The sequence below is a fragment of the Paraburkholderia jirisanensis genome (genome assembly GCF_054782355.1).
The window spans coordinates 1-12,414 of record NZ_BAAGSQ010000001.1 but is presented as its reverse complement, the minus strand read 5'-3'; the positions used below and the strand labels follow the sequence as shown (position 1 = coordinate 12,414).

Here is a 12,414-nt window from a genome sequence, read left to right as displayed (position 1 = left end):
ACTAGCGAACCGGCAAGCCGTTGAGCACGCAACCTATATGAACAAGAAACTGACTATCGGTATCGTCGGCGTCGGCAAGATCGCGCGCGACCAGCATCTGCCGGCTATCGCCGGTCTCGATCGCTTCGAGCTGATCGCTTGCGCAAGCCGCAACGCGCAAGTGGACGGCGTACGCAACTACACGACCATCGAAGCGATGCTCGAAGCCGAGCCCGAACTCGATGCGATCTCGCTGTGCGCGACGCCGCACGTGCGCTTCGATCAGGCGCGCGCGGCACTCGCCGCCGGCAAGCACGTAATGCTCGAGAAGCCGCCGGGCGCCAGCGTGCACGAAGTGGAAGTGCTGCGCGAGATGGCCCGCGCTGCCGGCCGCACGCTGTTCGCGACGTGGCATTCGCGCTATTCGCCGGCCGTCGAACCGGCGCGCGAATGGCTCGCGAATCGCGCCATCAAGAATGTCGAAGTGCGCTGGAAAGAAGACGTGCGCCGCTGGCATCCGGGCCAGGAATGGATCTGGACGCCGGGTGGCCTTGGCGTGTTCGATCCGGGCATCAATGCGCTGTCGATCGTCACGCGCATGCTGCCGCGCGAAGTCGTGCTGAAGTCCGCGACGCTGTCGGTGCCGGCCAACCGGCAAACGCCGATTGCCGCCGAACTCGACTTCAACGATGAAATCGGCGTACCGGTGCACGCATCGTTCGACTGGCGCTATGGCCCGGTCGAACAGTGGGAAATCGAAGTGACGACCGCGGATGGCACGCTGCTGCTGACCGAAGGCGGCAAGAAACTGAGTCTCGCCGGCAAGCCGGTGGATCTCGGGCCGGAGCGCGAATATCCGGCGCTTTACGAGCGCTTCCAGTGGCTGATCGAGCACGGCGAGCAGGACGTCGACGTGCGGCCGCTGCGCCTCGTGGCCGATGCGTTCCTGCTGGGCAGCCATCAAGCGGTCGAGCCCTTCGAGGATTGAGCCGCTCGGTTCAATGCACGCAGCAAAGCGAAATATCAAAGCGCAACAGGGGATGTAACTCTTAAACCACGCGAAGGCAAAGCGCGCCGCTGGGCGCGCTTGAGCCCGCAAGATAGTAACCGCACCTACCGGGTCGGCAACGACTTATCCATGGAGACACGCATGACCAACCAGTTTCGTCGTCTGACTTTGTCGGCACTCGTCGCGACGCTGTGCGCCGCGCCGTTCGCGCTGCAGATGACCGCACGCGCCGACACGCCGCTGAAAATCGGCATGCTCGTGAAGATGCCCGAGCAGGCATGGTTCATCAACGAGCAGAAAGCCGCGACCGCGCTCGGCGCGAAGGAAGGCTTCTCGGTGGTCAACATCGGCACGCCGGACGGCGAGAAAGTGCTGGCCGCAATCGACAATCTCGGCGCGCAAGGCGCGCAGGGCTTCGTGATCTGCCCGCCGGACGTGCGTCTCGGACCGGCCATTCAGGCACGCGCCAAGCGCTACAACATGAAGTTCGTGACGGTCGACGATCAACTGGTCGATTCGACCGGCAAGCCGCTCGCAGGCGTGCCGCACCTTGGCATGTCGGCGTTGAAGATCGGCAACCAGGTTGGCACGGCGATTACCGATGAAATGAAGAAGCGCGGCTGGAAGCCGGAAGAAGTGGGCGCGATCCGCATCACCGACTACGAACTGCCGACCGCCAAGCTGCGCACCGACGGCGCGACGGAATCGCTGCTCGCCAACGGCTTCAAGAAGGACAACATTTTCGACGCGCCGCAAAAGACCACCGACGACGAAGGCGGCTTCAACGCAGCTTCGCCGGTGCTGTCGAAGCACCCGAACATCAAGAAGTGGGTGATCTTCGCGCTGAACGAAGAAACCGTGCTGGGCGGCGTGCGGGCTACCGAGCAGCTGCATATCCCGGGTTCGGACGTGATCGGCGTCGGCATCAACGGCGCGGGCGAAGCGTTCGCCGAGTTCCAGAAGAAGGAACCGACCGGCTTCTACGGCACGATCGCGGTGAGCTCGACGAACCACGGCAAGCAGAGCACGCAGAACCTGGTCGACTGGATCAAGAGCGGCAAGCAGCCGGCCGCCGATACGCAGACCACCGGCAAGCTGATGACGCGCGACAACTGGAAGGACGTGCGTACCGAACTCGGTATTTAAGCGGTAGGGCGGTACCTATAGCAGGTGTTTAGCAGGATCGGGATGCAACACGGGAAACATGCACGATGACGGTCAATGAAATGAGTGCCGCCCAAGCGACGCAAACGCAAGCGCAGACGGCGCGCGCCGGGTCCGGCACGCGCCTGGAACTCGACGGGATTTCCGTCGCGTTTCCGGGCGTGCTGGCGCTCGATAACGTGTCGTTCGAAGTGCGCGGCGGTGAAGTGCACGGCCTGATGGGCGAGAACGGCGCGGGCAAATCGACGCTGCTGAAGGTGCTGTCGGGCGTGAACCAGCCGGCTTCGGGCGCGTTGCGCCTCGCCGGTGTGGAACACAAGTTCACGACCACCAAGGCGGCGATCGAGGCCGGCATCGCGATCATCTACCAGGAGTTGCATCTCGTCCCGGAACTGACGGTTGCCGAGAATCTGATGCTCGGGCAATTGCCGAACCGTTTCGGCGTGCTCGACGAAAAGGCAATGGTGAAACGGGCGATCGACGAGCTCGAGCGGCTTGGCGAATCGATCGACCCGAACATGCAGGTGAAGCGGCTGTCGATCGGACAGCGGCAGATGATCGAAATCGGCAAGGCGCTGATGCGCGATGCGCGCGTGATTGCGTTCGACGAGCCGACCAGTTCATTGTCCGCGCGCGAGACGGAACAGCTGTTCAAGATCATCAATGCGTTGCGCGCGCAGGGCCGCGCGGTGATTTACGTGACGCACCGGATGGATGAAGTGTACGAACTATGCGACCGCGTGACGGTGTTCCGTGACGGGCGGCGCATCGAAACGTTCGACTCGGTTGCCGACCTCGACCGCGACCGGCTGATCAGTTGCATGGTCGGCCGGTCGATTCGGGATGTGTATGGCTATCGCACGCGGCAGACCGGCGACGTGCAGCTCGAAGTGAAGGGGCTGCTCGGTCCGGGGCTGTCCGCGCCGGTGTCGTTTGCTGCGCGCAAAGGCGAGATCGTTGGCTTCTTCGGGCTGGTGGGCGCGGGGCGCTCGGAGCTGATGAAGCTGATCTACGGCGCGGTGATGCCAAGCGAAGGCCATATCGAACTGAACGGCAAGCGCATGAAGTTCACGACGCCGCGCGATGCAGTGCGCGCCGGCATTGCGCTATGCCCGGAAGACCGCAAGCAGGAAGGCATCGTGGCGATCGCCTCGGTTGCCGACAATCTGAATATCAGCGCGCGGCGCCATTTCAGCGCGGCGCGCTTTCTGTTGAACGCGCGGCGCGAGCGCGACCTCGCGCGCGAGTACATCGACAAGCTGTCGATCAAGACGCGCAACACCGAAACGGCGATCGGCACGCTGTCGGGCGGCAACCAGCAGAAGGTGATCCTGTCGCGCTGGCTGGCCGAACGCATTGACGTGTTCCTGCTCGACGAACCGACTCGCGGCATTGACGTCGGTGCGCGTTCGGAAATTTACGAACTGCTGTACGAGCTCGCGGAAGCGGGACGCACGGTGGTGGTCGTATCGAGCGATCTGGCCGAGGTGATCGGCATCGCCGACCGCATATTGGTGATGAAGGAAGGACGCATCGTCGGCGATTTGCCGAAGGCGCAGGCCACCCCCGACCAACTGATCAAACTGGCTCTGCCGCAGTGAGCCGCCGACAAGCAATCGCGCGCGGTTAAGCGCGCACTGGATGAGAAAGACCATGCAAACTCCAACCACTTCTGCTCAGCGTGCCGCATCGCCGGTCGCTGCGTCGCACGCGGCGCGGACCTGGGATCTGATCAACAAGTCCGGCATCGTGATGGTGTTCGTGATCCTGTTCGCGGTGCTGTCGTTTGCCGTGCCGGATTTTCTGACTAGCCGAAATATGCAGGGGTTGTTGCTGTCGGTTACGTTGATCGGGTCGATCTCGGTGACGATGATGTTCGTGCTGGCGTTGGGGGAAGTTGACCTTTCGGTGGCGTCGATTGTCGCGTTTGCTGGGGTTGCGGCTTCGACGGTGATTACGGCGACGCATAGTGTGACGCTTGGGGTTGCGACCGGTGTGCTGGCGGGTGGGTTTGTTGGGCTGGTGAATGGTGTGCTGGTGGCGCGCTACAAGATCAACTCGCTGATCGTTACGCTGGCGATGATGGAAGTGGTGCGCGGGCTTGCGTATATCACGTCGAATGGCGACGCGGTGATGATCTCGGAAGAGAGCTTCTTTGATCTTGGTGGTGGCTCGTTCCTCGGGATTTCGTTTCCGATCTGGAGCAACATTGTTGGGTTTGTGTTGTTCGGGTTTCTGCTGCGTAAGACGGTGTTTGGCAAGAATGTGCTGGCCGTTGGCGGTAATGGTGAGGCGGCGCTGCTGGCGGGTTTGCCGGTGACGCGTATCAAGATTACGGTGTTCGTGCTGCAAGGGTTGGTGACTGGCTTTGCGGGTGTGATGCTCGCATCGCGGATGAGCCTTGGCGATCCGAAGACGTCGGTGGGGCTTGAGCTTGGTGTTATTTCGGCTTGCGTGCTGGGTGGTGTGTCGCTGACCGGCGGTGTGGCGACGATCTCCGGTGTGCTGGTTGGTGTGCTGATCATGGGCTCGGTGCAGGATGCGATGAGCCTGCTGAATGTGCCGACGTTTTATCAGTATCTGATTCGTGGTGGGATTCTGTTGCTGGCGGTGCTGTTCGATCAGTTCCGGCGGAGCAAGCGGAAGGTTTGAGGGTTTCACTTGCCCTGTGAAGGGTAAGGTGAGGGTTTTCGGGAACGGGGGCTTAGGCTCCCGTTTTTTGTTTGAGCGTGCGATTGGTGCTGCAGTGGGAATGTGAAGGATGGGCGAATCTACCTTGTTTTCCAGTAGGTTCCCGCTTTGTTTGGATTGGGATCTCGATCAGGCCGCGCTTCTCAAAGGCGCTTTCGTGCGTTCAAGGTGAGAACATTCGGGAGGCGCCGCTCGCTGAGTGCTTTTGCGGCTGATGAACAGTTCTGTCAGAGCGTTCCGCACTGGATCGTAGCGATATCGGCCTATCAAATAGCGAGGCTGACTGCCGTGTAGCGCCCATGCTCACACGTCAACGGCACTTAGCTCGCTCATCAGCGTTTTTCAGAATTTGCTTATAGCGGCACGTTTCCGTGTTCACAGAGGATTGCGATCCGGGCGATATTTATCTCGCCCATCGCGTTGCTGGTCGCGTTACTGGCCGGCAGTTTTCGCTACCTCAGGAACCGGAAAATGTCGAAACAACCAGAAAGCAAAAACTTCCATCCTTTCGCCACGGTCGGTGCGCGCACCGAATACGGTGGTCGCGTGACAAGTGGCTCAGGCTTCGTGATCTGCGGTCTGCCGGTTGCGTGCGTTGGCGATATCGTCACCTATGCGGATGGAAGCGAGGCCGTCATCACGGACGGCGCGGGTGCTGCGTCGCTTTTGAAGAATCGGCCCGCCGCACTCGTTGGAAGTCGCCTGAGCAATGGCGACAAGATCATCCGCACTCCGTGGTCCAATTTACTCTTTGGCATCCCTGTCGTTGAAGGCCAAAGCATTCCAGGGCTATTCGACGCAAATTGGGTTGCACCGACTCCATGTGATCCGGATTTCCGCCTTGCAGTGTTCGGGGCAACAACTGCGCGGGGCGGAGTTCTTCTCAAATCTACCGGCAACTGGATTGTGCCGGGAGCGAATCGCAATGCGGCAAGCGTAGGCGATTTCGTGCAATACCGTGACGGCAGTCGCGCGCGCATCGTCACCGGCATAGGCATGGCGGACAACCCAAAAGTCGCGTACGCGATCGTTGGCAGCCGGCTGGATAACGGGGATGTCATCACCGATAGTCCACACCGCGAACCGCGCAGTTCGACGCTGTTCGTTCCCGTTGATGAACATGGCACGGTGATCGCCGGCATCGAATCGACACGTCCGTGCCGGGCAGTGTCATGAGGAACAATACGCGACGCTCGACAAAGAGGGCGGCGCTAAAGGCCGTCACCTTCGCGGAGCTTTGGGCCAAATATCCGCGTGGCAATCCATACGACAACCCCGGCTACGAAAATCAATGCGCAATCCGGATGAGCGTGACGCTTCATCGTGTCGGGATTGAGATGACGTCATTTTCGGCAAGACTGATCAAGCCCATGTCGGGTCAACCAGGCATTGGACGTATCTTGCTCGACGGGAAGGCGACAGCAACGCGTGCCGACGAAATGGGGCAATGGTTGAAACTGCAACCGTTCGCCGGGTTGCCGACGCCGGAGAACGTCACCGGTGCGGATTGGCAGAGCAAGATTCAGGGACGTACTGGGATCATTCAATTCTCGAGCTATTGGACGAGTGACGGCGAAAGCCGAGGCAATGCCAGCGGCGGTCATATTGATCTTTGGAACAAGGACATTCTTATGCCGTCGACGGAGTCGTTCTTGCGCTTTCGTCTCGGCTTTTCAGAGATTTCCCACCCGTTGTCGTGGCTCAGAGGGCGGTCGGACAATCTTTACTCTGATCTTGGCACGTCAGAGCAAATCTTGTTCTGGGAGGTCAGGTGAAGCGGATTAGGGTTGCGATGACGTGGGGCGTTGCACTTCGCGCTTCTTTGCTGTGAGCGTTTTGGTGTTTCTGTTCTATCTCATTGGTTACGCTCGGAGATGACGAGTCGCCCTCGAATTTTTTCGAGGGCGACTCGATTTGATTCCCTGCTTTCGATATACTTTCGAGGTCCCGGAAACACCGGGACCGGGTTTGGCGACTCGATGAGATACAGGCGGACATCCGCCGATTTGGCGGCTTTTTTTTGTCCGTTTGCTGGTGTACGTCTTCAATGGGCGGGCGCTGGTGGGGATACCTTCGGGTATGCCGGGTTCCTGTATCTCCGGTTCGCCAACCCTGCTATGCGTCCCGCTCACCCATTTGGCGATGGGAGCGAGACTGAATCGCTGATACAGGAGGCTGCACCATGCGTTCTATTTCGGCTCGTCCAGAGCAAACACCATTTCCTTGTGCTGATAAGGCCTCGCCCGCTTCGCGCGAAGCGGGGCCGCTTGAATCCGAGCGCGAAGGTCTCGTTTGCGCGCTCGCGGCAGCCGAGCGGTCTGTCAGAACGTTCCGCGCAGGATCGTACGAGCATGAGAGAAGTAAAGCGCGTGTGACGCGTCTTCAGAATGAACTGCGTGCGATCAAAGGAAGAATGAGCGTTGCCAAGCGATATGGCAATCTGGCCGATGTAATTGTCGAGGTCGTTAAGGAGCGGGCGAGTGAAGTTGAGTGGGGGCAACTCGTTGCAGAAGCGAAACGGCGACGCGATGCGCAAGGGCTGTGAAGCGTCATTCCCTCAAGCAGGTCGCAGCGTATCAGCGCTGCGACCTATGTTTAGCGAGAACCAAGGTCTTGTTCCGATCCGATGATCGACAGTTTGTTCAGCGTGTAACGCAAGTCTGAGCGATCCGTCCGGGACGGACGTGTCGCAAGGAAGGCGTTGCAGTTGAGTCGGCCGTTCAAGCCCAACTCAAACGATTTGACTTCCTCTCGCCTCAGTACCGGCTGCACTTCAAATTCAAGTGTTACGCCTACGAGTAGCTGCAAAAGACGGGTCAGCGCAGACGAGCGTCTGGACCTGGGCAAAAATTCTTCGTACTCGTCTGCCGACAGTGGGCCAATGACAAGACGGACGCGAGCATGACGCAGCCAGACATGCGCACCGACGATTGCCGTCGAACCCAGCGCCATATGGGCACTTCCGGTGCTGGATTGCTGGCTCGGCGGAACCACGTACTTCTTGCTGATGAACTGCTCGACGCGGATGGGCACGCCAAAGTAATCGGACAAGACTCGCTGCAGGTACACGGCTGACATCGCGCGATGACGGACCGCTGCGCTATACCCGGCCACTGCGTCATCCGCGAGCGCGCCGGGTTCCTCGTGCAGCGCCTTGTTCGAGCTATGGTCTGCGACGCCAGCCAACGCATGGAGTATTGGGCGATACCGGTTGTTGCGATCGAGCTCGTAATGCAAGGGCAGACGGTACTTCTTCCACGCTGCGTAAAACAGCGCGGTCGCGCGATTCGAAAAGATATCGAAGAAAGCTTGCGATGCGCGGTCGCGGTAAAGGTGCACATCGGTGGCGACCTGCTCAGTGTATCGCAGCGGCAAGGCTCCCTGACTGCCAAGCAAGCCGAAGAGCGCTGGTGTTACGGTGGCTCGTGAAATCTCGCTTGCTACGATGGCATGCAATTGGGCCGCTTTATCGTTAAGGTCCTTGCCTTCTTTATCGATCGGCGACGCGTGCTCGATTTCGCTCGGAGGGAAGGCTGTGGCCAGCGTAGTGCGGAAATCGATGTGATGAGGTACGGCATTGCGCGGCCGCGCGCCTCCATGCGTAGCGAACCAGTTTTCGAGCAGTCGCACCGCCTGGAAGAAGCCAAAGCGGTACGGTTCGTCGAACAAGCGCGCGAGAACGGGGGGATTTTGAAGTCGGGGGGACATTTGGGGGCCGTTTGATGTCAACCCACCGAGCATCCGGCGTCAGGGCTAGCCTGAACATGGTTCCTGCCGCAGGGGCACTGTACGGGATCGCCATCCAGTACACAGGCGCGGCCATCTTCGTTCATGTCCGTTCCCGTTCCGTGGATTGGATGCTCGCCAGGGCAATTTCCACACGTCGCTGTTTCCTGATCGAGCGCGATGCGGCGACCATCGTCGAACATGGTTGATGCAGCTGCGATCACCTTGCCACCTGTGGTGGTTGGGTCGTCGTGGCAGACTGGTGCTTTGGTCATTTTAGTGGAATCCAAAATTCATTTTGTGGTTGTGGCGGTTTTGGCCGCGCAATATAACTTTTCAAACAAAGTCGGATAAGTACCATTGCAGAAAAATCATCGTGAAAGCGATCTTTCAGGCGCCGTGATTGCTTGTGTTAGCTGAAGTATGTATTTTTTCGGCTAAAGAAATATTTTAAATCTCTAACCTGTGAGTCATTGGGCGCCGTGCTGGGGGGCGATGAGTGAGATCTCGTGCAATAAGCTCGGAATTTGATCGCTTTCCTTTCTTTTGAGCCGAATTTTTTCGATCTCGTAAGAAAAGCATGCTAATCCATTCATATTGGGGCACACAAAAAAGTAATCTGGAATTACCAGTTTTGTCTGATCACATGAAACTGAATTTACGTACGCGATAGTTCCCGTCCATCCATTCCCTTGATATCTTTTTTGCCACACGATATTGCGAGCATATCTACCTCCTGAGTCTTCGAGTGTGATTTCGTCCGCGGCGGTTGTTTTCTCAGCGGCGTCCTGCGGCAGGTCAGTCAGCCCGCGCTTCAGGCAACTGAACGAGAGCTTGCCTTGAATAGCCCTACGAATGGGTGTGAGGCTGATATAGAAATTCACAAATATTGAATTGTCGTCAATTTCGGAAAATGACTTCGACGCTCGCATGAGTAAATTTTTATCCAACGAATATCCACATTGATTTTCGAGAAGCATATTATTCAATTGCAAATCGTGGGCTTGGTGATTTTTCACCTCCGCGTGTGTCTTTCCATAAAAAAATAAAAAATATGAGACAGATTGAAGTTACATTTTTCATTAAATCTCCCTCCTTGAGAAATTTTCTGACCTTGCTGGATTTTGACAATTTATTTAATTTTGACTTTAAGTGTCTTTAAATACAATTAATGCGTTTGAAAATAAAGTTAATCAATATGCCGAGTAATTAATATTTTATGGATTATGACCTGTGGTGCTAGGGTAAGACCTCCTGGAGATTAATGGTAAGATCGCATTTCATTTTTTCGAGAACATTGGAAATGGATTGACGAGATCAGTTGAATGAATCCAACCGGTGGTAACCCTTCCAAATGTCTTTGCGTCTGCGCGCGCATCTACAAAGCGCACGTAAGAAAAATTACCTTGGATTTTTATTTGAATAACGCCATCCCATTTTGTTAGGTAGTCTCTTCTGATCACATATTTTCCATTTTTATAGTTGTAAAGAGATGATTTTTTCTTTACAAGTCGAATACCAATCGCCGGAATCTCGTCGGCGATTGTATAGGTCCTAGCACTGAGACTATGGCGGTCGAACGTGAACACTCCCGCCGACGTCTCGCAGCCCGCCTGTGCGGTTGCGGTCTTTATAATCCAATGCCTGTCTTTATCATACAACTTTCCGGGTATATCAAATATTTTGTCTCTATCCTCAAATAAAAACGACTTTTCATTTGGGCCAAATGTCATTATTTTTGTTTCGGAAAATCCATCTTCGTGTATTGTGCTTGGTACAGATTTATCTTCAAAAAAGAAGAATATGCATGAAAATCTTCCATTTTCCATTGCATGCATACCAGAAATTTCATTATTCTCTCTATATCCAGTCAAGCCAGGCCTATCGAAAATAATGGCCTCCCCGGCCCATGCCCACGTGCAGTGAAAAATCATCGCTGCTGCGCATAGTTTAGTTAAATTTGTCATAATATTTTCTCAGATTGATAGCGTAATTGGGATTTGCATTCCTCCAATTTTGTCCGTTATAGGATCCTGCCACAGCCTCCCATTCTCGATTTCTCAATGCACGAACTGCCTCCGGTTTCATATTCCTCATGAATTCGATAAATATCTCAATCTGTCCTGGTGTACCTGACATGGATTTGTTGACGAATTCATGGATTGTTGAGCAGTTGCATTGCGAAAAATACTCACCGAGGATTTGAAATCCTCCCCATGAGCACGCCTGCAAAGCGACCTCAGAATCGAGTTTCGTTGCATGAATTAATTTCTCGTATTGATGCAGCCCGGCTGGACCATAGGTTCCCGGTTTCGGGAAACACAGATCGGGATGTCCTGGATATGGGTTCTCAATACCGTGCGCCTTTGGGAGTTTTTCGTTTTTTCCTACGTGTTGGTGAGCAGCTGACTTGTTCAAGGCAACCTGCTTTTTCATTGCAAGGTCGTAAAAGTGTGTTCTCTCGTAGAGAATTGGAGGTAGACCATTTTCTAGAAAGGGATGTCCTTTCGATTCTTGCTGAACGATAGCTTTGATGGCTGCAACTTCGACATCAAGTTGCTTTGCCATATTTTTAAATTGGTCTTCTGAAAAACTCTCGGACGATGGGTAGTTCAACCGGGAGCCAAGTATATTGAATAAAATAGTTCTGGGCTTCCCTTGGTCGATCACCCGGTAATGATGCTCAACCGTGATGTGAGTTTTCTTTTTATGGTTTTGTGGATTCTCAATTGTTTCTTTGCGCTTGACAGGAAAGTCCTTTATAACCTGACCTTGCTCGGTCACCTTATGTGACCATCCCACATAAGGACCAAAGTCCTTTAAAAACCGCTCAATCGTCATCACCTCCCCGTGCTTTACCAAAGGAAGATCAAGGTTCTGCTCCAGCGCTTCCTTTGAATCGAGCCTTGTCGTTGCTTCAATGTGGTATTCCGGGCTGACGATCGTGAACGCACTAATATCCTTTTGCGGCGTGACCGTCGCCTTCCAGACGTATTCTCCGCGCCGATTCTTCACCAGCACATCAACAGGCTGGCCACGTGCGGCATTCTGAATCGTCGTCGCGACACCATCCTTGTCGGTGGTGACCTCAACGATATTCTGATTGGAAGGAGACGCGTTATCAGACACCCGCACTACAGCGCCCGGATCTGCGATGTCTGAAGGGTTCACATCTGTGATGATCCACGCGACGGCAGCCTGCGTCCCAGCACTCGGCTTTATTTGAACAGCGAGTCCTTCGATAGGCTTCTGCAGCACATCTCGAAAAAGGAAGGTTGCTTTTACGAAAGGATTTTTCGGCGCTGGTGGTGAATGCTTGGAGGAGGCGTTCATGTTCGCTCTTCGTTAATGGCTAAGTTCTCTGGGGTTGCAGCTAATTCATGTATCGCATCGTCTTGATCAACTTCATCGTGATCAAACGCGTCTTCCATGGCGCTCCAGTCGCCATCCCCAATTTCGCACCTGGCCTTGACTGATTGTTCCGTGTGGACAGGAACCGTCGCTCCGTCAGCCAGCATGCCTTGTTGGTGGATCGAACCGTCAGGCAGATATATCCGGTACGGCCGACCGTCCAGTACCGCGCCCGTCGCCCTGTTTCCAATCACCGTACTTACGTCAAAGGTTTGGCTATACAGATGGTTCGGCTGCTGATCCATCGGTGCCAGTGGCATGACAGGCAGCGGCAAACGTGCCGTGGTGGCAGTGGATTTACTCCACTGCGGCGTCTTCTCTACGATCGGGCCCGACGACCCGTTGATGATCCCGTTCGCGTTGATCTGGATATAGGAGCCGCCCGCGCCAATCCAGACTTCCTTAGCCGCATTGAGAATGACCTTGCCATCCGA

Annotated in this window: 12 protein-coding genes and 1 pseudogene; 7 read left to right on the top strand and 6 right to left on the bottom strand. The window is 55.8% G+C overall.

Annotation, left to right across the window (positions count from 1 at the left end; all coding sequences use genetic code 11):
* Window positions 1-37 precede the first annotated feature (37 nt).
* The 7 genes from ACYVNQ_RS00065 (at window position 38) to ACYVNQ_RS00035 (ending at window position 7,388) form a co-directional block, all read left to right on the top strand.
* A complete protein-coding gene (locus ACYVNQ_RS00065) occupies window positions 38-967 on the top strand; it encodes a Gfo/Idh/MocA family protein (protein ID WP_460900095.1) in 930 nt (309 codons plus the stop codon).
* 162 nt (window positions 968-1,129) lie between these two features.
* Complete coding sequence (locus ACYVNQ_RS00060; RefSeq protein ID WP_460900094.1) at window positions 1,130-2,134, top strand: arabinose ABC transporter substrate-binding protein; 1,005 nt, start codon at window positions 1,130-1,132, stop codon at window positions 2,132-2,134.
* A gap of 80 nt (window positions 2,135-2,214) precedes the next feature.
* The gene (araG, locus tag ACYVNQ_RS00055; RefSeq protein WP_460900093.1) at window positions 2,215-3,753 is read left to right on the top strand and encodes an L-arabinose ABC transporter ATP-binding protein AraG; all 1,539 of its coding nucleotides are present in this window, start codon (window positions 2,215-2,217) and stop codon (window positions 3,751-3,753) included.
* A gap of 52 nt (window positions 3,754-3,805) precedes the next feature.
* Complete coding sequence (araH, locus tag ACYVNQ_RS00050) at window positions 3,806-4,804, top strand: L-arabinose ABC transporter permease AraH (protein ID WP_460900092.1); 999 nt, start codon at window positions 3,806-3,808, stop codon at window positions 4,802-4,804.
* A gap of 510 nt (window positions 4,805-5,314) precedes the next feature.
* On the top strand, window positions 5,315-6,019 hold the full coding sequence (locus ACYVNQ_RS00045; RefSeq protein ID WP_460900091.1) for a PAAR domain-containing protein: 705 nt from the start codon (window positions 5,315-5,317) through the stop codon (window positions 6,017-6,019).
* Complete coding sequence (locus ACYVNQ_RS00040; protein WP_460900090.1) at window positions 6,016-6,618, top strand: type VI secretion system amidase effector protein Tae4; 603 nt, start codon at window positions 6,016-6,018, stop codon at window positions 6,616-6,618. Before ACYVNQ_RS00045 ends, ACYVNQ_RS00040 begins: the two co-directional genes overlap by 4 nt.
* Before the next feature lie 407 nt (window positions 6,619-7,025).
* Entirely contained in the window at window positions 7,026-7,388 is a 363-nt protein-coding gene (locus ACYVNQ_RS00035; RefSeq protein WP_460900089.1) for a hypothetical protein, read from the top strand.
* Between the two features lie 50 nt (window positions 7,389-7,438).
* On the opposite strand, the gene tssG is transcribed toward ACYVNQ_RS00035, so the two are convergent.
* From tssG to ACYVNQ_RS00005, 6 genes and pseudogenes are all read right to left on the bottom strand, one after another.
* A complete protein-coding gene (gene tssG / locus ACYVNQ_RS00030; RefSeq protein WP_460900088.1) occupies window positions 7,439-8,584 on the bottom strand; it encodes a type VI secretion system baseplate subunit TssG in 1,146 nt (381 codons plus the stop codon).
* Entirely contained in the window at window positions 8,569-8,844 is a 276-nt protein-coding gene (locus ACYVNQ_RS00025) for a PAAR domain-containing protein (RefSeq protein WP_460900087.1), read from the bottom strand. Before ACYVNQ_RS00025 ends, tssG begins: the two co-directional genes overlap by 16 nt.
* Window positions 8,845-9,039: 195 nt before the next feature.
* Entirely contained in the window at window positions 9,040-9,558 is a 519-nt protein-coding gene (locus ACYVNQ_RS00020) for a hypothetical protein (RefSeq protein WP_460900086.1), read from the bottom strand.
* Window positions 9,559-9,849: 291 nt separating this feature from the next.
* Window positions 9,850-10,536 carry a hypothetical protein gene (locus ACYVNQ_RS00015; protein WP_460900085.1) on the bottom strand — a complete coding sequence of 229 codons (687 nt, stop codon included), beginning with the start codon at window positions 10,534-10,536 and terminating at the stop codon, window positions 9,850-9,852.
* Window positions 10,520-11,902, bottom strand: a complete 1,383-nt coding sequence (locus ACYVNQ_RS00010) for an N-acetylmuramidase family protein (protein ID WP_460900084.1) — start codon at window positions 11,900-11,902, stop codon at window positions 10,520-10,522. The genes ACYVNQ_RS00015 and ACYVNQ_RS00010 overlap by 17 nt, the downstream gene beginning before the upstream one ends.
* Window positions 11,899-12,414 (bottom strand): annotated as a pseudogene (locus tag ACYVNQ_RS00005) (hypothetical protein); the annotation flags it as partial. The pseudogene ACYVNQ_RS00005 and the gene ACYVNQ_RS00010, both read right to left, overlap by 4 nt.